At 39.9% G+C, this 22,675-nt stretch carries 25 protein-coding genes; 20 read left to right on the forward strand and 5 right to left on the reverse strand.

Annotation, left to right across the window (positions count from 1 at the left end; genetic code table 11):
* Positions 1-129 precede the first annotated feature (129 nt).
* The 10 genes from QP775_RS12690 (at position 130) to QP775_RS12735 (ending at position 9,181) form a co-directional block, all read left to right on the forward strand.
* Positions 130-543: a hypothetical protein gene (locus QP775_RS12690; protein ID WP_285106492.1), complete on the forward strand. Its 414-nt coding sequence runs from the start codon at positions 130-132 to the stop codon at positions 541-543.
* 399 nt (positions 544-942) lie between these two features.
* On the forward strand, positions 943-1,671 hold the full coding sequence (locus tag QP775_RS12695) for a TnsA endonuclease N-terminal domain-containing protein (RefSeq protein WP_285106494.1): 729 nt from the start codon (positions 943-945) through the stop codon (positions 1,669-1,671).
* Positions 1,637-2,005: a hypothetical protein gene (locus tag QP775_RS12700; protein ID WP_285106495.1), complete on the forward strand. Its 369-nt coding sequence runs from the start codon at positions 1,637-1,639 to the stop codon at positions 2,003-2,005. The genes QP775_RS12695 and QP775_RS12700 overlap by 35 nt, the downstream gene beginning before the upstream one ends.
* 66 nt (positions 2,006-2,071) lie before the next feature.
* A complete protein-coding gene (locus QP775_RS12705) occupies positions 2,072-2,839 on the forward strand; it encodes a hypothetical protein (RefSeq protein WP_285106496.1) in 768 nt (255 codons plus the stop codon).
* Between the two features lie 535 nt (positions 2,840-3,374).
* A complete protein-coding gene (locus QP775_RS12710) occupies positions 3,375-3,704 on the forward strand; it encodes a hypothetical protein (protein ID WP_285106498.1) in 330 nt (109 codons plus the stop codon).
* Between the two features lie 125 nt (positions 3,705-3,829).
* Complete coding sequence (locus QP775_RS12715; protein ID WP_285106500.1) at positions 3,830-4,621, forward strand: ATP-binding protein; 792 nt, start codon at positions 3,830-3,832, stop codon at positions 4,619-4,621.
* Positions 4,622-4,923: 302 nt separating this feature from the next.
* Complete coding sequence (locus QP775_RS12720; protein ID WP_285106502.1) at positions 4,924-6,531, forward strand: TnsD family Tn7-like transposition protein; 1,608 nt, start codon at positions 4,924-4,926, stop codon at positions 6,529-6,531.
* 286 nt (positions 6,532-6,817) lie between these two features.
* Entirely contained in the window at positions 6,818-7,537 is a 720-nt protein-coding gene (locus QP775_RS12725; protein WP_285106504.1) for a hypothetical protein, read from the forward strand.
* Positions 7,538-7,846: 309 nt separating this feature from the next.
* Complete coding sequence (locus QP775_RS12730; protein WP_285106506.1) at positions 7,847-8,182, forward strand: helix-turn-helix domain-containing protein; 336 nt, start codon at positions 7,847-7,849, stop codon at positions 8,180-8,182.
* Positions 8,183-8,848: 666 nt separating this feature from the next.
* A complete protein-coding gene (locus tag QP775_RS12735) occupies positions 8,849-9,181 on the forward strand; it encodes a GNAT family N-acetyltransferase (RefSeq protein WP_483312015.1) in 333 nt (110 codons plus the stop codon).
* Between the two features lie 1,321 nt (positions 9,182-10,502).
* On the opposite strand, the gene QP775_RS12740 is transcribed toward QP775_RS12735, so the two are convergent.
* On the reverse strand, positions 10,503-10,805 hold the full coding sequence (locus QP775_RS12740; protein ID WP_285106508.1) for a hypothetical protein: 303 nt from the start codon (positions 10,803-10,805) through the stop codon (positions 10,503-10,505).
* A 356-nt stretch (positions 10,806-11,161) separates the two neighbouring features.
* On the opposite strand from QP775_RS12740, the gene QP775_RS12745 reads away from it, so the two are divergent.
* The 5 genes from QP775_RS12745 to QP775_RS12765 all read left to right on the forward strand — a co-directional run bounded on the left by QP775_RS12745 (position 11,162) and on the right by QP775_RS12765 (position 13,644).
* The gene (locus tag QP775_RS12745; protein ID WP_285106509.1) at positions 11,162-11,632 is read left to right on the forward strand and encodes a GNAT family N-acetyltransferase; all 471 of its coding nucleotides are present in this window, start codon (positions 11,162-11,164) and stop codon (positions 11,630-11,632) included.
* A 252-nt stretch (positions 11,633-11,884) separates the two neighbouring features.
* Positions 11,885-12,097: a DUF6366 family protein gene (locus tag QP775_RS12750; protein WP_285106511.1), complete on the forward strand. Its 213-nt coding sequence runs from the start codon at positions 11,885-11,887 to the stop codon at positions 12,095-12,097.
* Positions 12,098-12,419: 322 nt separating this feature from the next.
* Positions 12,420-12,845, forward strand: a complete 426-nt coding sequence (locus QP775_RS12755; protein ID WP_285106513.1) for an IS110 family transposase — start codon at positions 12,420-12,422, stop codon at positions 12,843-12,845.
* Between the two features lie 233 nt (positions 12,846-13,078).
* The gene (locus QP775_RS12760; RefSeq protein WP_285106515.1) at positions 13,079-13,285 is read left to right on the forward strand and encodes a transposase; all 207 of its coding nucleotides are present in this window, start codon (positions 13,079-13,081) and stop codon (positions 13,283-13,285) included.
* Positions 13,286-13,353: 68 nt separating this feature from the next.
* Positions 13,354-13,644, forward strand: coding sequence for a hypothetical protein (locus QP775_RS12765; protein WP_285106517.1), 291 nt, complete (start codon positions 13,354-13,356; stop codon positions 13,642-13,644).
* An 858-nt stretch (positions 13,645-14,502) separates the two neighbouring features.
* On the opposite strand, the gene QP775_RS12770 is transcribed toward QP775_RS12765, so the two are convergent.
* Positions 14,503-14,913, reverse strand: coding sequence for a hypothetical protein (locus QP775_RS12770; RefSeq protein WP_285106519.1), 411 nt, complete (start codon positions 14,911-14,913; stop codon positions 14,503-14,505).
* A 37-nt stretch (positions 14,914-14,950) separates the two neighbouring features.
* Positions 14,951-15,235 carry a hypothetical protein gene (locus tag QP775_RS12775; RefSeq protein ID WP_285106521.1) on the reverse strand — a complete coding sequence of 95 codons (285 nt, stop codon included), beginning with the start codon at positions 15,233-15,235 and terminating at the stop codon, positions 14,951-14,953.
* A gap of 246 nt (positions 15,236-15,481) precedes the next feature.
* On the opposite strand from QP775_RS12775, the gene QP775_RS12780 reads away from it, so the two are divergent.
* The 3 genes from QP775_RS12780 (at position 15,482) to QP775_RS12790 (ending at position 18,555) form a co-directional block, all read left to right on the forward strand.
* Positions 15,482-16,357 carry a helix-turn-helix domain-containing protein gene (locus tag QP775_RS12780; protein ID WP_285106523.1) on the forward strand — a complete coding sequence of 292 codons (876 nt, stop codon included), beginning with the start codon at positions 15,482-15,484 and terminating at the stop codon, positions 16,355-16,357.
* A gap of 33 nt (positions 16,358-16,390) precedes the next feature.
* Entirely contained in the window at positions 16,391-17,281 is an 891-nt protein-coding gene (locus QP775_RS12785; protein WP_285106525.1) for an alpha/beta hydrolase family protein, read from the forward strand.
* Between the two features lie 830 nt (positions 17,282-18,111).
* Positions 18,112-18,555 (forward strand): GNAT family N-acetyltransferase, encoded by a 444-nt coding sequence (locus QP775_RS12790; RefSeq protein WP_285106527.1) that lies wholly within the window; start codon positions 18,112-18,114, stop codon positions 18,553-18,555.
* Between the two features lie 176 nt (positions 18,556-18,731).
* Here the strand turns inward: QP775_RS12790 and QP775_RS12795 are convergent, their stop codons facing one another.
* Positions 18,732-19,481, reverse strand: a complete 750-nt coding sequence (locus QP775_RS12795; RefSeq protein ID WP_285107254.1) for a MerR family DNA-binding transcriptional regulator — start codon at positions 19,479-19,481, stop codon at positions 18,732-18,734.
* A gap of 138 nt (positions 19,482-19,619) precedes the next feature.
* Between QP775_RS12795 and QP775_RS12800 the strand changes: the two genes are divergently transcribed.
* Together QP775_RS12800 and QP775_RS12805 are read left to right on the forward strand one after the other, a co-directional pair.
* Positions 19,620-20,138 carry a DUF6022 family protein gene (locus QP775_RS12800; RefSeq protein WP_285106529.1) on the forward strand — a complete coding sequence of 173 codons (519 nt, stop codon included), beginning with the start codon at positions 19,620-19,622 and terminating at the stop codon, positions 20,136-20,138.
* A gap of 715 nt (positions 20,139-20,853) precedes the next feature.
* The gene (locus QP775_RS12805; RefSeq protein WP_285106531.1) at positions 20,854-21,753 is read left to right on the forward strand and encodes an alpha/beta fold hydrolase; all 900 of its coding nucleotides are present in this window, start codon (positions 20,854-20,856) and stop codon (positions 21,751-21,753) included.
* A gap of 76 nt (positions 21,754-21,829) precedes the next feature.
* Here QP775_RS12805 and QP775_RS12810 read toward each other — a convergent pair whose 3' ends face one another.
* Positions 21,830-22,666 (reverse strand): MerR family transcriptional regulator, encoded by an 837-nt coding sequence (locus QP775_RS12810; RefSeq protein WP_285106533.1) that lies wholly within the window; start codon positions 22,664-22,666, stop codon positions 21,830-21,832.
* Positions 22,667-22,675 lie beyond the last annotated feature (9 nt).

Consider the following 22,675-nt stretch of genomic DNA (forward strand, 5'->3'; position numbering starts at 1 on the left):
TGATATCCTCACTGTTTACGGTGCTTTTGCTTAACTATGATTTGAATATAAGATATAATCATTTATCTATTTTGTAAACTACTTACAAAATTGGTTTTTTAAGAGCTTAGATCATCCATTTCGCTTAGATTGTACAAAGCGATAGAACAGCGGACAACGAATGCAAATAGAGAACAATATCTAAAGAAAATTGCGCATTTTTATAAGTATAAATCAGTAAAATCAATCAAAAACGCATACGACTCGCAAGCACCAATACCTTTGCATGCGGAGGATATCCTGAATTTAGAAAACCACTTTGGGATTGATCGTGATGAGATTTTAGGCGGTATCAACAAACAAGGCTTAAGCAATGTGCGAAGTTTTCAAAGATTATACGGTTATATGAAAAGAGATGAAATTATGCATCAAAGGCTTGCCGTTATTATTAACGAGTTAACCCAATTAATGCTAAGGGAGTCAGCCAAGCCGCGTATTAAATCGGATATGCAGCCGGAAGAAAAAGCGTGCCAAGCAATAAAGTTATACATACAGGGCTTGTAAAAGGAAAGAATCTTTCCATTTTTTTATTCGAAAAGCGCCTAGGTACAGGCGCTTTTTTGTGTTTTTATTTTTTTGCACTCGTAGTCAATTGTGAAGCCAGTTTAATAAAGGGATAAACTAATGAAAGAGGTTTTTTTTTGCGAACGTCTATAAATTTCTGTATTACAGTTTGAAATACGGTTCATAATCAATATACCTGCGCTGGCGATTCCGCGAGTCGAAATCAGCCTGGATTAATTTACGATTGGAGTGAAATCGCATGAAACCTCAAAAAACGGTGTTTGAGCAATACGAAAGATACAAAAAGATGGGTAAATCACGGGGCTATGGTGAAAAGTACAAGCCCGGCGTAACCATACGAGGAGTTCATTCGACAGGCTTATCGCATCGTATAAAAGGATGGAAAACGAATCGTACGCATCATTTTCTGTCACTGTTAGAGCTTCATTTTTTTATACGCTCGAATGGGCAATGTCTGTTGTTGACATTCGTGAAAAGTTCCTGCTACCGCCAAAAGATACAATAAGGATTTGCGAGCAGCTGGGGATTAAACATCCCATGGATATGAAAAAGCGACAGCCAAAAATAATGTGGACCGATTTTTTAATCGATGTCCGTATCGATGACACAGTAAAGTTGGTTGCCGTTGCAGTTATTCCAGAGGGTCAGCTTAAGAAAAAACGCGAGATTGAAAAACTGGAGATTCAAAGGATGTTCTGGTGCGAAAAGGGGATTGAGTTCAGCATTGCAACTCAAAAGCAGATTCCGCCCGCTCTTGTGAGCAATATTGCCTGGGTACACAAAGTCCTTCACCTCAAGGACATTAAAGGACTTGACGAAACGTTACTTTGGGAAATCGAATTGATTTTGTTTGAGGCACTGGGAAATAGCCATCAAGCCTTTCCAAAGGTAGCAAAGCAAGTCGACGATGTATTTAAACTAAGGCACGGGACGTGCCTATGGATTATCCGTCATTTAATCGCCAATAGAATATGGACCATCGATATGATGGTCAAAAAAGATTTCTCCAAAGTACTACAGGTAAAAAGGAATGAAAATTTGCAACAGGTAAGGGGGATTGAATTAAAAAACTATGCTCACTTCGAACTCCGTTATCGAGTGGATTGATGTGAACGAGCAGACAAAGCGGTTCGAACGAATTCTATGGGTCAGCCCTGATCGTAAAAAGGTACTCCTCTTTTCTTTATCGGAAGATAAGGCAAATCCGGTCATTGTCGATGCTGAAGAATTAGAAGAAGCGCTGTCTGATAAGCGTGCAATAAAACGAACGGAAGACCCTTTCTTAAGGCTAAATAAGCCTGATCCGGAAAAGAAAAAGCATGAGTATTCGAAGCGGGACTTTTATTGGTCTTTAATCGAGCACATGGTGAAAGATGAGCCGGATGTTTTTGATCCAACGTTACGAGCGGCGCTCATTAAAGATGTGGTAGAAAAAAAATAAGTTCTATATAACGATGTGCTAAAGTATCTTCGGCGGTACTGGAAGCATGGTATGATACGGGACGCTTTGTTTCGTGAGAATGAAAAGAAAGGAGGTAGTAAAGATACCAGAGCCATTGTGGAAGGCGATAAGAGTCAAAGTATACATGAGGGTAGATCAGGTAAACGGGGAAGAAGATCGTTGCTTGAGATTCAAGATGGCAAGATTGGTAGGAATGTTACGCCAGAGGATGAAGTGATTTTCGGTATAGCCTATCAAAAATTTTATATCGAAAAAAAGCTGTCTCTAATAAAAGCTTTCGATGAAATGTTACGTCATTTCTACAATATTGGCTTTAAAGAAAAAAACGGAAAAAAGGTACCGATCTTGCCGCCAATAGGGGAGAGGCACAGCATTCGCCAATTTCGATATTGGGTTCAGAAAAGAGAAGACTTCAAGAAGACGCTACGAGGGAGAAACGGTCAACGTGCGTTTAATCTTGAATATCGTGCTGTACTTGGCAGTACAGCAGGCATGGCAGATGGTCCAGGTAAACTATATCAAATCGATTCAACAGTTGTTGATTTGTTTCTTGTTAGTAGTTATACCGGTGAAAATATCGGGAAGGTGGTGCTTTATGTGGTCAGTGATACCTTTAGTCGCAAGGTCGCTGGGTTTTATGTGGGACTCGAAGGTCCTAACTGGGAGGGGTATGCGATGGCTCTTGTAAATGCAATGGAAAATAAGCAAGCTTTTGTGCATTGCACGGAGTCGCAATCGCTGAATTATGAATGGGACTGCTCATTTAAACCTGAGCAAATTATTAGCGACCGAGGTCCAGAGTTTATTGTTTAAACTCTGACATGCTTTCCGATTCCCTTGGTATTCATGTCTCAAATACAGCACCATATCGCGCCGATTGGAAGCCTATCGTGGAACGAATGTTTGGTCAACTCAATACATCGGTCATACATTGGCAACCTGGTAGTACACAAGGAAGAATGCGTAAACGAGGAGAAAGGGCACCAGAGAAAGATGCCACATTGACTCTGGAGGATTTTACGCAGATTCTGATATACACATTTCTCCAGTATAACCAATCACACTGGATCGACTCGTATCGCTTAGTAAAGAATTGATCGCAGATCAAGTAAAACCTATACCAGATGAGTTGTGGAATTGGGGGATTTCAGGTTCAGGAGGAGCTCTCCCAGAAATGGATCCGCGCCTTGTTCGTCTTAATTTGCTGCCAAGAGCTAATGCGACCGTTACTCGAAAATGAATAATCTTCAAAAAAATGCCGTACGGTTGAAAAAGGGCGTTAAATGAAAGCTGGTTTGAAAAAGCAAAGAGTAAAAGTTTCAAAATCAACATTGCGTACGATAGAAGAATGACAGATGTTATTTATTTTATCGATGAGAAAGGCGAACCGGTTCCATGCGAGCTTCTTCCTAGGGAAAAGGAAACGTTTAAAGGACGAAGACTTGAAGATGTTGAGGAGTTCTTGGCTTTAAAAACACTTGATCGTGCCCGGCATGAGGAAGAGTCTACAAGAGTTCAACGGGATGCCCAGATTGAAGATACAGTCGAAAAGGCGAAAAGAAAGCAATCAGAACGACAAAAGCAACAGCCATATGTTAGCCCAAGCAACCGAGGTAAAGTTTCCAAAGCCGAACGTGAAGCAGAAAAAAATGCGAAATCGCGAAACGGAGAGATTTGATTTTCGCGATGAAAAGCCTGCGTCTAATACAGGAGAGCTGGTTCCTTTCGGACAGCCGTCGCCAAGATTACGTCAATCCAAAGAGCAAAGCGTTCTTTCGTTGATAAAAAAGAGGAGGGAAGGAAATGAGAGATAGTAGCGCAGCGAGTTTGAAAGATGCGAAACCACCTTTTGTGGGAAGACTAGTACAAGCATCCTACCGTGAGAGTCATGAACCTGGGCATCGGCATAATGCATTTATCGAAGCGTTGCCCCCAATCAAGACCAAAGAAGATGCTATTGAGGAGTTGGAGAGATTCCCCAAATATCACGAGTCAGAACGAAGTTGGAGTCCTGAGCACCGCAGTATGGCAGTGCAAAGGATTGCTAACTTTGTCCAGCCGCTTCCCAAATTCATTGAATTGGAACAACGCTTTTCGCGAATGATTCGAAATGGTTATTTTGCAAGAAATCCTATCGAGGCTGAAAATGTAAAACAAATGCGTGAAGCATTCGAAGGATTCAATCGAAGGGAACAAGAACGGCTACCTGTTGTTCGCTCTTCTGCTGCTGGCTTTGCCATTATTGGTACAAGCGGAATAGGTAAAACAACAGCCGTTGAAAGCATTCTGTCTCTTTATCCACAAGTAATCGATCATACCGTCTATAACGGTCATCGCTTCATTAGAAAACAGATGGTATGGCTTAAACTCGAGTGTCCTAGAAATGGATCTGTTAGAGCTTTAGCTCTAAACTTTTTCCAAACAGTCGATGCCATTTTAGGAACAAGTTTTTACAGAAAATTTGTTCGCCAACGCAAATCTGCGGATGACTTAATTCCAGATATGGCGTTTCTTGCAGCTAACCTAGGTTTGGATGTACTCGTCATAGATGAAATACAGCGACTAAAGTCCGCTTCGAGCGGTTGCGATAAATAGATGCTCGATTTTTTCACCGAGCTAATTAATTCAATTGGGGTACAAATAGTATTAATCGGAACATTCGGTGCAATGAGACCCATTACAAAGCATTTTTCCAATGCTAGACGTGCAACGAATCAAGGTGATATGACTTGGTCGAATTACACGAAAGGTGATGTATGGGAACTATTCATTGAAGAGCTCTGGCGATACCAATGGACAAACGTGTAGACTCCTCTTACACAAGAAATCAGCGATACGCTTTATGAAGAATCACAGGGCATTACTGATATTGCTGTGAAACTTTATATGATAGCGCAATGGGCTGGCGGGTGGAGAAGTTAATTACAATGATGGCTGGAGATAAAGGAGGTGGAATTTATACAACTATTGGTGTTATGCCTAGCGCAATGCCGAGTAATCGAGTTCTTCGGTATTGCGCATTCTGCGTAAAAGAAGATGAGGTGAGGTTCGGTGAGATGTACTGGCACAGATCCCATCAAGTTTCAGGTGTACTTATGTGCGCCAAACATGAAATTCCGTTGACCAATAGCAGCGCGACAGTTGTAGCCAGACAAAACAAACGCCATTTTATTGACATAAAATCACAAATCTCTGATAGCAATTCTTGTGAATTAGTCGATGAAAAAGACGGTGATCATTTTATTGCTATAGCCAAATCTGTGCAGAAACTGCTTGAATATTCATGGACAAGCGAAGGACTTTCCGATATCAAGCATCGATATTTGAATGCTTTAAAAGCAAGGAAGTTAGCTACTAACTCTGGTTCTGTTCGTGTTCGTGAGTTTATCGATGCTTTTCGACATTTTTACGGTGACGACTTATTAGAAAAGTTGAATTGTGAAGTCGATTATTATCATGCGGATAGCTGGATTATGAAGCTTGTTCGGAAACCAAGAGCGTCGATGCACCCTGTTCGTCATATCTTATTGATGCGTTTTTTAGGGATGACGCCAAACCAGTTTTTTGGGCAAGTAGAAACTTATCATCCTTTTGGGAATGGACCTTGGCTATGCCTAAATCCTGTTGCTAACCATTATGGGGAAACTGCTATTACCGAGTGCAAGGTTACAAGGGATTACAAAAGTCCAGTACCAGTTGGAACTTTTGCATGTAACTGCGGTTTTATTTACTCGAGAAAGGGAACAGATGCTACACATGATGATAAGTTTAAAATAGGTCGTATTAAAGAGTTTGGGCATGTGTGGGATAGAGAACTCTTGCGGCTAAAGAAAGAAGAGAAACTAAATCAGCGGCAAATTTCTTTGCGGATGAAATGCGATCCAACTACGGTCAAAAACCAGTTGAAGCGGTTAGAGGAAGGTGCAGTGAAAAAAGTTCATATGTTCATCTCATCAGAAAATGAACGGATAAAGAGACGTTCAAACTGGTTAAACCTTATGGAGAGTAATCCGGAAATGACAAAAACAGATCTACGAAAAATTCAGCCAAAGGATTTTACATGGTTGTATAAATACGATCAACAATGGCTTGAGGAGAATTCTCCGACATTACGAAGAGGACAAAAGTATGCAGACAAGCGAGTAGATTGGGGGAAGCGTGATGAAGAATTATCAAAAAAGGTAAAATTGATTATTGACGAAGAACTGAGCGGCAAAATGAAACCAATTCGAATTTGTGTTAGCTCTATAGGTAAGAAGGTCGGGCGCCTTGCTCTTTTGCAAAAACATATCGAGAAATTACCTCTAACCATGACAGTTATAGAAACTTACGCAGAATCGATTGATGATATCCAAGTTCGTCGTGTCAAATGGGTAGCTAATCAATTGCGCGCCAAACGTGAAAGTTTAGAAGATTGGAAAATTATCCGGGAGGCTGGATTAAGAAAAAGTCACTCGCAGCGAGTTGCTGAACAAATTGAAGTAGAAGTTATGTGTTTAAAATAAAAGAACTCCTGAGACTATTCAGGAGTTTAATTTTTTTGATTTCGCTAACCATTTCACAATCCATTCAGAATTTTAGTCCTGGAGTTGTCTGTTCTAATCAGCGTATTTTAAATAATATTTCTGAATTCTTCTTTGCTCAATCTTCAATAAAAAAGTGGGGTAACTTGCTTCATTAAAATAAAATTGAAAGACCGAAAGTTAATGACGGTCTTTTTCATATGTATTAATATAATTGAATTAATAAGTATTAATTGTAAAACAAGATAAACTCCAAGAAATGGTTTAAATGTATCAACTTGAAACAAAAAAGCCTGATTTGCGTATTATCTGTAAAAAAGGGGTTTTTTGGGTGGGGAAAAATAATGGATCAAAAGATGAAAGACCGCATTCTACTAGGTTGTTTTTTTTGAATGTTCGCCATCGATTAACATTATTTTCGGACAAGCTATTTATGATAGCAGTTTGGGACAACAAGTGGAAATTACACTGGTTGCGTTATTTATTGATACCTATTATTATAGTCCCATCATATCGATCTTTTCTACTGTGGTTATCGGATATTCGACAAACTACACCAGATGAACTTCTAAGTGGTTTTCATGTTCTTTATCAATTGACTCTAATTTTGGCTAAGAGTTACGTATGGTTATCAGAAACAGGGGTAATGATTTTAATCATATTGCCATTGTTTGCATTAGGATTTTTACGCACATTATCAAACATTTCAAAGCGTGATAAAGAGTTAGGGATAAAAGTAACGAAAAAGGTACTGATTCTACTTGTATTAGATTTCATATTTTTATATAACGGCGTGAAATATTTAATTCCTTGGTTTCAAGATATGATGAGAGTCATGGTGATATTACTCTTCATCTCTCAAATTTATTCAATGAAAGCTTACATGAAGCATCAAAAGGAAACTGGTCCGTATGATCCGGATCAAATATATAAACGTGAAATGCGTAAAATTCGCAAGAAAAAAATGAAGATGAATAATAAAAGCTAATACTTTATGGAACGAGATGGAAATTAAAGTAGCAGAGGAATATTAGTGTTTTTATGTTAATGGGTTAGAAAAGTTGAATCCTATGTGTCATATTTATTGTTACAACAGAAAAAAGCTATGTTCCGTATTTATTGTCACTTCTTTTATTGTCATTTCATAAAGATCTTGATTATCATGGTATTTCATGTGCCACATTTATTGTTCGAGGACAAATTGTTGTCAAGTGATAAAAAAGTCGTGAACCATCTATGTCAGTCCCGGTGATGCAAATGCTCATCGGGACTTTATTATTTATAGGGGGTACTTCGAATGGAAACTCTAGGCCGACGTATTAAGAAGATCAGAAAGCTCAATGAAATGAATCAGATTGATTTCTCTAATAGAGTGGGGATTTCACAAGCTACGCTGAGTGAAGTGGAGCAAGACAAGTACAAGCCTTCGGCTGAGATCATAATTTCAATAGCCTCTATATTCCATGTCGATTTAGCATGGCTTGTGCTTGGGACTGAAAGCTCAAATAATAAGGTTATTGGTGTGAATGAAGTCAATGAAAAGGAAGCAGATTTGCTATTGTTATTCGATAAATTAAAAGCAAATGACCAAGACGAGATTATTGCATTTAAGATGAAATTGAGCCGATACTAATTCGAATAAATGCTATCTTCGTATATACTCGAATTAGTAATTTTATATTAGGGTAAGCGTAAAATATTCTCCACTCACTATTTGAAAATAACCCATGAGATATTCTTCTTGTATACTATGTAACAGCAAGACCTAACTCGTAAAATTTTTAATGCACTTGGTCAAATAAAATTTAAAAACTGGATGATTAGTAAATAAAAAAAGGCTCTTCGCTATACTGGTGGTGATATACGTTTACTAATTTAATAGAGCTATTTGACATGGAACCTCTGCGGGGATGAGTACTCGCGAGAGCTGCGAAGCACAAGTATTTCGCGATGCTAGGCAGCACATCATGCCTGCTTCTTGACGAAAGAAAATAAAGTACTAGACTGAAAAATAAAGTATTTTCTTAGTGCTTAGGTTAAGATAAGCCCCTGTTTAAGCACTACATGCTACCCGCGTACGTTCTTTAATGGGTGATTGGAAATGGAATATAATGAGGAGAACGTAGCCCAAGCGAAGGCGCGGGAGCGTTCTTTTTATTGAACTAAAGGGCAGGATAGTTTCAATATGATGAAGAATTCTAGATAAAGAAGTATTGCGGAAGGGGATAGATCGCTGAGTCGAGAGATAGTAATAAATCTGCCTATAGAACCGCATGAAGTACCAACTTTAAGAGAGTTAGTGGGATGGGACGGCAGACATTCTGATTACCCTGCTATATTTGAACGTTGCAACTTTTGGGCTGGTCTTCGAGATGAAAAAAACATTGAGCTTATAGCATTTGGCAATGTTGCAGGAATGGGATTGCAACATGGCTATATGGAGGACATAATTGTGCATCCTAAATTTCAGAAGAGAGGAATAGGGCAAGCCTTAGTGAAGAAATTACTTCAAGAAGCGGAGCAGTACGGGTTAGAAATTGTGACGTTGACATACGATTCAAAACACACGTCATTCTATTCAGAGAGTGGATTCACACCTTGTTCCGGAGGATTATGGAGGAAAAAAGACTAAGCTAACGGGAAACGTTAGTTCAACAAATAGGCTTTTACCACTTTTGAGCAACATGCTAAAATACCATAGTACCAGTTAACCTCTGAGTTTAATGTGGAGCTTAGAAAGACTTCTATAAAGTATTTGTGGTAACTGGTCGGTATTTAGAAGGAATTAGCCCCCTAAAAGACGTATATATAATTGTGCAGTGACCTCTAAGGGAACAACCGCCCAGAATAGGTTTGGAGCCGGCAGGACACCCTCCTGGACTTCTTTAACAGAAATGAGGCGCTCCATGTTTTTGGCGCTGCATATCCGATGATTATTCAGCCTGTCGAAATGACAGGTTTTTTGCATTGAAAAACAAAGAACTTAACAGAGGAAGTAGGAAAATGTTTCCTCTTGTCGAAAGAACTTAACAGAAGCCCTTTAAAGTTATTGAGGCGGATTCTCGACCTCTCAGTTTATTATGGGTAATGCACCAAATCTAAAACCTGACATGCTACATTGGGCCCATTGCGGAGCTCTAAAGAAAACTTGGTTACTATGGTGCAAATGATTCGAATAGGTGATCATAAATTGAATAATTTTATGCTTACGGATACGAGCAATATTGAAGACCCGGACAACTCAAGATCTTTTTATCCCTTCTATGTTGGTGTTCAGAGAAAATAAAGTGTTAGACTCAAAAATAAAGAATTAGACTGGGAAAATAAAGTTGTGGACTGATTGACAGTATTCCGGAAGCGCCGGTTCGGCACGCTGGTGGCGCCAGCTGCAAGTTGCCTTACCAGTCTAATTCTTATTTTTCTAATAATGGTCGCTCTTATGACTCTTTGCAGGGCTTAGTCTAAAACCTATTTTTCAATATCTGTCGATTTTCTAAGCCCTTAACCGCGTCAAATTAACTACCTTGGTCTAATACTTTATTTGCTTTTGACAGTAGCCAAAAAAAGATGGTCGTTTCATTTAATATCACAAAAGCCCAAGCGACCAGCGATAGACCACGCTGTTTTCCATTGGACTTTTTTGCTACGCCTTGAGGCTTCGCAACCGTGGGTCCCCAGTGGCATGGAAAGGCAGAGAACCAGGAACAAGGGCGTAAAATGATATTGTGGAAGTGATGTCGTGAACGTATTTTTTTCTAGTCAAGGGAGTGAGCATGAGAGTCTACTTACGGGGTGCAGGTGCAGACGGGACCCCTTTATGGTCGGATATGATTAGAAAAGAGCCCTTCCCGTTTTAAGATGCGAGAAGAAGCTCTCCATTGATGCGTTGTCGTAACAATTGCCTTTCCGAGACATACTGAAATGCATCCTGCGGCTCATTATATTATTAGGTTTTACTCCACTTCAAATGTAGCTGGAAACTGAGTACTTGCTGCAAATGTTCCATCTTCAACAGTGGTGATTGTTCCTCCTAATGTAACACGGTAACGGCCAGAATTTAACATTCCATAGGTTGCTTGATCCTCAATTACATGTTTTGGTGGATTCACTATATAGTTAAATGAGTCTGTAGAACTGTATTGCCACGAAAATGTAGCTGAGTTCCACTTTTCAAGCTTTACTGTTACATTTGAGTAATTTATCTTCTTGAATTCAGCCGCAACACGCAGCCCCTTCTTCTCGTTGTATTGCTGCATATATCGGATAAATAGTGAATCTAAGCCGAGTCAAAGCTGCCTTTATTTAGAACCGGCGACCGCACACTAAGCGGGCGGGGGGACCAAGTGTTTCGATGGGCACACAGTCTGCGATAAGATTACGAAAGAGTTAGAAAGCGAGTGTACCAAATTAAGCGTCAGTAGCCAGCAGAAAGCCTTGGTTGCAAGTAATGACGATTCACTTATACATGAAACTAACGAACCAACATCTATACCATACCGCATTTTTTCTGATGATAAGATGGTCGGATTTATACTTTTTGATAATGAAGTATATAAAGACGGTTATTATTGGATCTCATGAATTGATTTATTTTTGAACGGGAGGGATATTAATGAATATAGAAATCATACACTTTGATGAATCTCATATTCCTAATGTTAAAAATTTGATAGCAGGCTACTTAAATTCTTCTTCCAATGGAGTGAACGAGTCAGATCCATCACCAGATCAGCTAGAACAATGTGAACAAATCTTAAATAGGTTTATTAATGACGGTTCATCTAATTGTTATTTAGCTAAGCAGGATCATGAATATATTGGGTTCATCATCCTTTCCTGGAGCTTCTCAATCAGCAAAGGCTACCCAGTATTGCGTATAGAAGCTTTATATTCATCATCGAAGCATAGAAAGAAGCGTGTTGGCAGGAAACTAATGGAGCATGCCATTGGTTTAGCTATTTCTAATAGAGCAACGCGATTACAGCTCGAAACAGATGATGATAATGCCCCTGCTCGTACTTTGTACAAACAACTTGGATTTAAATTAATACAAGGTAAGGGTGTATATATGTCATTTTTATAGAGCTTGTGGTTTTGAACTAACGGGACACGATGGTTAAAAATAAAGGGTTACACATATTAGTCATGCATAATATGTAGAACCCTTTATTTTATTTGATTTCCTTAAGTATAGGTCTTGATATTTGCCAATATAGTATTAGACTGGGAATGGGCATTCAGCTAACGGCAGGTTAGTTTTATCAGCAACTCATGGATAATTTTTTTGAGTTGCTCTTGATGAAGGAAAGGGCAAGTTTATTCAGGAGGTGGTCAAATGGGTTCTCGAAAAGAAACACCTGAAGAACAAATAGAACGTTTAAAACAAGAAGAATTAAAAAATAATCCTTTTGGTGCGTTTAGTGATGGAGTAAATCGTTCTGAATATGGAAATTTAACTGGTTTATTTGGTGGTTTGGGATGGAAAGGAACTGGAATTATAATTTTATTATTGGTTATAGGGTATATAATTTACAAATTACTAAATTAAAAATTATAGCGACGATATTACATTTTCACCACTTGCTGAAAGTTGATCTTGAACGAATGAAATACCAGCCAAAAAAGGATGAAGAAGACGAGGACTTTGTATTAGCAAGGATTAATTAAACTAACGGGACACTATAGCTCAATAATAAGCGGCAGTCTAAGACTTTATTTTTCTCGGACATGTGGAATAGATATTGGTTCGAATTTCCATGTTGCTGCTTGCATTCCATTTGAAAAGTTCCGCAGTGAAAAGGAATGGAAACGCAGTAAAACAATGAAAGTTTAACTCGGATAGTCAAGGGATTACAAAGTTTATTCATGTTTTGGAAGATATTCAAGCGCAATTCGGGTATAAATCACAGGATTTCTTTATTTTACTGGAACCAACTGGAGGGCATTATTCATATTTAGTTGTTAGAGTTCTATTAGATCGAGGCTATTCCATATATCAGGTTGAAAATAAAGCTGTAAAGGATTTTCGTGAACGCCAGCTAGGACTTAATGAAAAATCCGATGAAATTGATGCTAGAATCATGGCTTATATGGGATGGCACAAAACCCTTCATCCTGATATGCGTTCGGTGCGATTAGTTCGCCCTGCAAGTGCAGAGCAGGTTTTGTACCGCACATTAACTAGAAATCGCTGGTTACTTACTACTCAATTAACGAGACGGAAGAATCAAGTCCAGCAATTATTTTCTGTAACCAATCCTGAACTTAATCGAGCTTTTAAAAAACAGGTGCGTTAAGTGTCCTCAAATTGGCTCTGAAGTATCCTACAGCGCAAGAAATGGCCAAGGTAACTCAGGATGAACTTAGGCAAACTCTAATAACTATTGGTGCAAAAACTACTGCTACGAAAGCCTCTACGACCTTGGCAGAATTGTGACCCAACACATTAGCCTTGAACATTCCACACCAAGCTGAACGGCAAACGTGGCTAATTGAAGAAGCTTTGCGTATAGATGAAGCGATAAAAAGCATGGATAAACAGATTTCCTTCCTGCTTTATGGTGATAAAGAAAAAGGATACAAACCGCATCCTTATACAAAAATACTTATGTCTTTCCCTATCATGAGTGAATCTATGGCATGTACATTTATCGGCGCTATTGGTGATATTGAACGCGTCTCAACATATTTAGAGCTTAAAAAGTACCTTGGTGTAGCCGCTGAGATTAAAATCTAGGGCACATCTGTTTTTAAGAGTAGGAGACATACGATGGTGTTAGAGATACTCGCAGAGTTCTATTCTTAATGACTTTGTTTTTAGTATCCCCAAAAATAAGTGAAAATAGTTTTCGTGTTTACTATAAACGGTTAGTTGATCGAGGAATGGCGAAGAGAAAAGCAATAGGTCATGTATGCGGTAAGATAGCCAAATTTTTATACTCATGCCTTAAAAACAACGAACCGTATGATCCGTTCAAACACGCGAGCAAAATGGGAGTGATCCTTGATGGCGATAAAGTGAAATTAAAGATCCCATCTAATTTAGAAGTTTACGAACGTCAGGCAGATGAGTTAGCTGACGATGATGTCTTATAAACGACAGTATCTTACACTGCCTTAACTAGAACATAAATAGCCCATTGCCCTGCAAATTTGAAATTAAGGAGCTTCCAAATTTCGGTGATGGGCTAATTGAATTTTTATAAGCACTACACTACATTAGACTAACGATATTTCATTAAGTTAACGGGCAGGATAGTCTAAGATCATTCGCGATGAACCGTATCATAAATAGTGGTAAAGCAGAGGGTGGAGTTTAAGATGGAAGCGACGATGTTTAATCTCCAGATTGAAGCTTAAGTGAGCAATCGAAACATGTGGAGTGCTGCGTGTCGCTCGCAAGGAAATAGCATATTACAGCCACATTTACCTGTTAGAGTCCGAACGGCAATACGTTTGTAGCTTGTAATAAAGATTGATTATTTATAATAAAGAACGATTATTTGTAATAAAGTTTGACTAAAATCATCCCTCCTTTGTAAATTTCTTAGAGGTTAGATGATTCTTTGCTGAATAATTATGTTAATGTAACTATAAATATTGTGATGAAATGTACTTAAACTAACAGGGCAGTTTAGTTCAAGAAGGTTAGTAAAAAAACGTTAAAGAACAAGAAGAATCCGAACTAATTAAGAGTATTTCGGATTTTTCACATTATTTTACTTATCTATCGGCACGTCATTAATTGAGTTATCTACGGAGCTATTCAATAGTCAACTCCCCGAAATAATTCTATGAAAAACTACTTGGGCCTTTAAAAAAACTGAAAGCCTGATATAATAGCGTTTGAATGAAAGTCAATCCTTTTATATGCCAATATAAAAGAATGTCTACCACTAAAGCAAAAGTTTCTAACAGTGTAAAACCGCCTAACCAGGCGGTCTTTTACTTTCTTTATAGTTTCTCATTCATCTCATTTGCGAAATCTCTTGCTAAATCTTTTCCTAAATCTCTTCCTACTAATGGTTTTTTTACCACAACCAGGCCTAATTCTTCTATTAGGTCACCTATTTTTATATTTTCCAACTGGGTAGTGACCTGTGTGTTAACTTTCGATGCTGGTATTAAAATCTGTTCAGGAAATAGGTTATCAAAAAAATAACCAAGAGAAGATAAAGGCATCTCATCACATACAAAGAATTTTATCATTTTTTCAGGATCGGATTTATTCATTCCTCTTGGTACAGGGGGACTACTCCATGGATGACACCAACATTCACAATCTGTATGTTCATCACCTACAATCATACAAGTACATGCACCCTCACAACTAATGCCACAAGTTCTCCCATCACACTTTCCCATTCTTCCACTCCTTTCAGAAAACAAAATACATGAATTATTATGGAGTGTTCTGGGAATTATTATTCTCATTTTTTTGCAAATTGTAAATAAAAATCCAGATAACCATTAAGTCAGAACTGAAATTTCGTTTGCTTTTAGATGTTAAGGCTGAGGATATGCCGTGGCACAGGCGCACAAGCTGGTCGAACCGGGCGACACGGTGCTGCTGAGCCCTGCCTGCACTGCGTTTGACCAATACCGCAACTTTGAAGAGCGCGGGCGACACTTTGTAGAGCTGATCGGGACGCTGCGTAGCCAGGAGGGAAAGGATTGAATAAGACATGGACGTTTTCCGAGAATCCTTGATTTCCCGCATGTGTGGCTAACGGGGAAGATTTGTTTATAACCATCGAGACTGAGCAATTTCCAGAGGTCGCTCTTTTGGCGAACCGAAGGGTGTAGCTGATCAGGAAACTATCTGCGTTTGGAAAGTATTGTTAGCTGTTGAGTAAAGTAAAATCCGCAAAAAATATCAAAACAGAGCGTTCCCTCTGTCGTAAAGTGAGTATATCGATATGGAGGCATTAAAGTGAATTATAAGGATGTGGTAATCAAGGCCATTACCTATATTGAGGATCATCTGACCGATGAGAGATTAAGTACCAAGGTCATGGAGGCTGCGGGCTATTCGCCGTACCATTTTCACCGGATATTCCTATCGGTTACGAGAAACTCCGTCTCGGAGTACATACGCAAGCGGAGATTGACACAAGCAGCATACGATTTATTTTATACCAACCAAAGGATCATAGATATTGCCATCCTGTACCGGTTCGAGTCTCAGGAATCCTTCGCCCGAGCCTTTGGGAAAATGTTCTCCATCTCGCCTGGACAATTTCGAAAGCAAAGGGACATGAAGGACACGCTGTTTCGGGCGATGGAGAAGCTTCCTTTGGATGAAGTGGGGCTACAGCATTTGAATAAGAGCATCTCCCTCGTGCCAGCTATTGTCTGCCTGAATAAGCTGCATCTGGTCGGCATGTCGATACCGGGTGTCAATTCGGACGAAGTCGGAAAGCTATGGCGGAGCTTTAGGCAGCGTTTGTTTGAAATTGAGCGAAAGCCGGATACGGAAGACATATTTTATGCGGTCATTGAACTTACAGGTAGGCAATGGGAAGTCACGTATATCGCTTGTGTCGAGGTGGCTAGCGAGGAGAGTGTAGTTCCTTTGGGAATGGTCGCTAAGCTGCTCCCAGTTGTAACTTATGCTGTTTTTACTCATAAGGGGATATTATCGAGACTCAGCGATACGCTCCAGTACATTTATGAAACCTGGTTACCCCAGTCAGGCAGCGTTCGTACGAATTTCCCGGAGTTTGTGCGTTACGACCATCGATATCTAGGACCGATGAACGAGGATTCGTTATTAGACATATATATTCCCGTTGGCTCGCCATATTAGGAGCATGTAGCTCAAGGAGAGGAAGGAATCAAGATGAACAAAAAAGAAGACATTGTTGAAGGATATGCAGGTTGCTGTGAGGTACAAATTACCGACAACGCATTGAAGGTGACCGTTCCCATGATCGTGATGTATCCGACAGATGCACCGGAACAGGCTGATAGGTTAGGGCCGTACTCGTTGGAGGTGGCCAGAGACGCAGCGCCGCTGGAAGGAAAATTTAGACTAGTCCTCATTTCGCACGGTACAGGCGGTTCACCGCTTGTGTACCGGTCGCTCACTCGGCATTTGGCGCGCAGCGGCTTTATCGTTGGCCTTCTCGAACATCCATTTAATAACCGCAATGATAATAGTATGGAAGGTACTGTCCAAAATCTCACCTATCGCCCCCGGCACCTTCGCATGGCAGCCGACTGGTTTTTTGAAGATGAGAGATTTAAGGGGCTTCTACAGTCGGGAGGCTATTCGGTCATCGGGCATTCCATGGGGGGCTACACTGCGCTTGCAGCAGCTGGCGGTATCCCGACCTCCTTCCCTGCTGAGAGCCCGGATGGGAAGCCGCAGCAGATCGATGTCCCTCATGATTCACGCATCCGGTCCCTGGTTTTGCTAGCCCCGGCGTCCGTTTGGTTCCGCAATGAGGGAGCATTAAACAACGTTCGACTCCCCATTCTTATGTTGGATGCCGAGCGAGACCCTTACGCACTTCCTTTTCACGCGCAGATCATCATGAATAGTGTTGCTGAACCGCAAATGATTCACTATCGGACGGTGGAGAATGCCGGACATTATTCCTTCCTGACTCCGTTCCCAGCTGAGATGATTTCACCAAGCTTTCCCCCCTCGCAAGACCCGCCCGGCTTTGATCGCGTGCAATTTCACGAAACGCTGAAGGCTGAAATAGTAGAGTTTCTGTTGACTTAACATTAGGGACAATCACTTTCCGTCGAAATCAAATGTTAACTAAGAGTTCGATTAAAACTAATCGTTATGCTAACTGGGGAATATTAGTTCACTATCAGGCTGAAACAGCAGCGGCAGTCTAAGACTTTATTTTCACGTCTTAGTCCGCCGCTGCTTACTTTATTGGAGAAGTCTAAAACTTATTTTGCGAAGACTGCCAAATTAATAATTGAAAAACCACATTAGATCAACAACTCCAGTCTAGAACTTTATTTTCATCGAACAATTGTGTCCCCGTAAAAAAAATGTGGAACCACATTGTTGCATTACAAAATTACAAGAGTGTTTTTCTGCTTATTATCAACTAAAAAATCTTGAGCAGCTAGAAATACCCGATGATGCTTCTTTAAATCATGGGGTATTTTTGTGAATTAGAAGCATTAATTAACTTAGCTGTCAAAGCTTCAGATAATAACCAACTGATTGTTCATTTCGGTATCTAATTCTAATTGGTTTTCAACAGGAAGGAAGCAGCAGACAAAGTCTATTTAGAGACGGTGAATGACATGACATCATACATGTAAGTCTGTGTCAAAATGAATACTTTGAGAAATAAGTAAAATGGGGATGAGCTGGTTCTACCGTAAAAGAGAGCAACATTTATTGAATCCAACTAAATATGATAGTATAAATAATTAAAGTGGAATCTGTTTGATCGCAAATCGATTAATATAAATCCGAAAAGAGTGGTAAGCATGAAGTCATATATCAATTGGAGATATACGATCACCATCTACAAAAATGTGATGAAAGGAGCGTGATAAATTAAAAAGAAAAAGGAGCAGAACGAAATGATACAAAACAGAAAAGCAACCGTTAATGACTATGATATGATTATAAATGTTTGGGAAAGATCGGTAATGGCTACTCATCATTTTTTGAGTTTCAAGGATAAAGAGGAAATCAAAAAAGAATTACCCATGTATTTTCCTCATCTTGATGTACGTCTCTGGTATATCGAAGACTCTGTCATTGGTTTTACCGCCATTAATGAAAATCACTTGGAAGCACTGTTTCTCGATCCGAATAGAATTGGCAAAGGGTATGGGAAACAAATTATGCAAAGATGCATCAATAGTTTTGGGATCACATCCGTTGATGTGAATAAACAAAATGAGAATGCGACAAGGTTTTACTTAAAAAGCGGTTTTGGAATAACAGGTGAAGATTTGACGGATGGAGCAGGCCGCCCTTATCCTATTTTACATTTGAAATACAATGAACAGCAGAAGTAATTCTTCTGTCCAGGCTGTCGAGAAATCGACAGCCTTTTAAATAACTATTGAATGTCTTTTTGACAGCACACTAAAGTATTAGACTGAGTTAATTGTAGTAACGTAAATAGAGGATGGTTAGTTCAATATATGAGCTAATCTCCTCTATTTTTTGTTTAGAAGAATCCTTCCATGATCTATTCGGCGGTTCCATTCAGGCGCGGTTGAATGATCCTAGCTCCATCGGAGGTCGAGGCCTTTGTAAGTTGAATTAATTGGTATAAAAAGGATAACCCGCACATTTGGGATTCGATGATCTTATCTAGATAAGACCTGACATTCTCAGCCACATTCATAACCCCCTGCAGATCCGTATGTTTGGTCGTGGCGATGGATTGCTTAAAATTCACGGTATCTTCTGAATAAACGGAGCATTGTAGCATTTGAATCAACCTGATTTTTAGCAAATGAGATCCATTGTATCGACGATAGCGATTATTAGGGTCCCGATCCGCTATTACATATCCTGCTTGCTCCCAGTAGCGGATCGCCGATTTCGGAACCTGCGTCAGTTCGGATGCTTCGTTAATGGTGAACGTCTCCTCGGTATACGGAGATTTATTTTCGTAAGCGTATATCTGAACATCCTGAATTAACCTCTCCAATCTCTCCTTTTCCTCGTACAAAGAGACTTCTTTTTCCCTGATGAGCCACATTGCATCTTGCGGTTTGCCCTGATGGAGACAACGAAGCACCTGGGCCGTCACTTCCATTCCGAATGCCGGAGCCATGGCTTGGATACACGACAGATAGGCTGCGTGCTGGTCCGTATAAACACGATAGCCATTTGATGATCGCTCAGCAGGAGGTATTAGGCCTTTAGCCTCGTAATTCCTTATAGTACTGGCGCTAATCATGAATTTAGCCGCCATCTTTTTGGGGCGCATTGTCAACTCGTCATCTCTCCTCATTACAATAGCTCAAGCTTAAACAAGCATATAAGGTTTTCTATTAAATAGTTGATAATCCTTCTCTTTTTTTGCTTAACCTTCGAATTGGCTTACAAGTTGTACAATGAAATTGAAATGAAGAGGAGGAGGCGTTTGTTTGTGAAAAAAGGATTCCCGATTTTCCGGCAAGACATGTCGATCGAGGAAATAAGCGAGGTGGCCAACCGTTACATCGAGTCCGAGTGGAGGTCCATGTACGAATCCATGCATGAACAACTGACGGCTGCTTTTGCTGAAATCGAAGATGCGGCCTATGGTCATTATTTGGATCATCTTATGCCGGTCATATTCGATCAGTTGGAGGATGCCGGTTTCAGCGCTCTGGAGAAGCTCGAGGAGAATGATTTCGTTATCGCCAAGCGCTTGATTTTCCGAAACTCCCTTGAAAAGTGGGGTACAGAAGACAACAGATCGAGAATATTTTGGAACGTAATCCATGACAAGCAAGGTAACCCGATCGGCACCATACTCACGGAAATTCCCCACTCCCATCTGAAATTCGACATCCCTACGGCACCGGTCATATACTCGCTGCGGGAGAGTCTCAAAGAGCGTATCGTGCAAGGAATCAGGCGGATTAAGGAATCAGCCTGAGTTCATTAGAATTGAGATGCATGTCTCCAAAGGATGGAATCGATAGGATAGGTTCAAACCCAACGGAAAAGTTATTTGCTCAACTAACAGGAAACGTTAGTGGAATGACTACAGCGGCAGTCAGAGACTTCATTTTTCCAGTCTTGGTCTGCCGCTGCTTCTTTTAATGGATCAGTATAAATCTTATTTTTCATAAGCTGCCGATTCATCATTTCAAAAACCACGTTAAATCAAAGACTCCAGTCTAAAACTTTATTTCCACCGAAAACTATAAAGAATTTTACAACGAGGGTGTAACCGTTTAGGGATATTTGTTGTACAATCCGGTCCTTTATATTCATGCCGGTCAGAATGTCTTTGATACAGTTGCATCCAATGGAACAGTGTGTGAGGTTGAAAGACCCTAGAGGGCCTAATAATCACCATTACTCGGAATGGGATTGGCTTTGAACTAACAGACACGACAATTTCAATTAGATTGGGTGCCCGTAAAGAATTAGCCGTATATGCAGCATTTCTCATCTACATTGCTCTTAAAAAAATGATTTGTATGCATGGATCGTTTCCAAACTCCATTGAAAATAACGATTGCTCATTACGTTTCGTAATATGATTAAATCATAAATAAAGATGCGATTAATGAGTTGGAAGAAACCTGTACAGCAGGTAGTTATATATTCTTAATGGTGTTAATACTAAGGGGGAACGAGTTATTATGATAAAAAATGAACTAGGTCATTTTACTTCTAAAGCAGGAGAAGCAGAGTTTAAGAATGCTTATAACGAAGCAATGGCACTTATTCCAAAGCCTAATGAAACAAAGGATATCCAAATTCAATATGGTACAGTTCGTGTTTATTACTTTACTGAAGAGAATAACCGGGACAAAGAGCCTATCGTATTGCTTCCTGGACGCTCAGCTTCTACACCGATGTGGGAGCCGAATTTGGAGGGGCTAATGAAGGAAAGGCCTATCTATGCAATTGATTTACTCGGGGAGCCCGGAATGAGCATACAGACAGCTGCAATTGACAACCGGCAGGTACAAGCTGAATGGTTAAATCAGGTGCTTGAAGAGTTAAACTTAGTTAGCGCTCATATTGTTGGAGTTTCAATAGGGGGGTGGATTGCTATTAATTTAGCGAGATATTACCCCGAAAGAATAGCATCTATTAGCCTTCTAGATCCAGTTTTTGTATTCGCTCCAATTTCACTAAAGATGATTGCATTATCAATTCCGGCATCTGTGTCAGTTATTCCCCAAGCTATCAGAGAAAAGATGTTAAGCTATATTTCTGGAGGCGCTAAGGCTGATGAAAGTGAACCGATTGCAAAGCTAATAGAATCAGCAATGAGAAACTACAAGCTTAAGCTTCCAGCTCCTGATCGAATTAGTGTTGAAGATTTGAAAAAGATTGATCTTCCTATTCTTGCATTAATGGCAGAAAACAGCATCATGCATAATTCGAAAAAGGCAGTTCAAAATGGTAAAAAGTATGTAAAAGATATTGATATCGAAAGTTGGCCTAATGCCTCACATGCGATAACTGGGGAGTATCCTGAAGAAATAAACAACAGAATGCTGGTGTTTGTAAAAAAGCATTCGCGGGACTAGGGCATATCCAGCCCAAGTTTTATTCGAATATGTGGGACTTGTTTTAGAAGATGAGTTTTTGCTCATAATCATTTTATTAGGGAACCTCCTCTGATTGTATTTGGCCTTTATCGTATTTAAGTTTTAAAGAGCTGTATTCTATGCTTTCCTTGGGTCGGGATTTTAAATAGTGATTCACCGATAGATCAATAAAAGATTGAGACGCATCCATGAGATCGCGGTCTCCCTCAGGCCATGAAGCTCGATCTTCTTGAATCTGCGCAAAAGCATGGATCCGTTCATCATCCCCTTCGGTTACTTTCAGTACTATTTTCCACCAAGCCTCGGCTAATCCTTGTGCAACGGGATCTTCCGGCGTCATCCCGGACTTGGCAAGCGCTACGGCTTTCAATGCTATTGCTCTCCAAGTATGATAAAAATCGAAGGCTTCTTTTTTGGGAAAATATTCACCGAACATTTCCTTCAGGCTGTCACTGAAAGTGTATTGCCCCCAATCCAACAGATTACTGTTATTTAAGGTTCTGATAAAACCGGTTATCAACTGCCACGACGGGTCGTTTCCAGCTGCGATGGCAGTTCGAAATGCCTCGATTGAAGCAATGCTTGCATGAGCATCTTCTATTTTTCTATAGAGTAAAACCTCTTGTTCATGCAGGAGTTGATCGATCTGAGATAACTTCGGACGTTTAACTACTTTGTCGCGTATTTCTTGTAAGGAAAATCCTAATGATTTATAAAACATGATTTGCTCTAAACAGAGCATGTCTTCCTTGGTATAATAACGTCGACCACCATCAGTACGGCCGGATGTCGGTAAAAGCCCGATATTGTCGTAGTGCTGAAGGGTTCTTACGGTTACACCGGCTGCCGCGGCCAGTTCGCCGATCAAAAAGATTTTGTCTGTTCCGTCCACGCGTCTCAC

It is taken from the genome of Paenibacillus sp. UMB4589-SE434, assembly GCF_030226685.1.
Taxonomy (GTDB): domain Bacteria; phylum Bacillota; class Bacilli; order Paenibacillales; family Paenibacillaceae; genus Paenibacillus_B.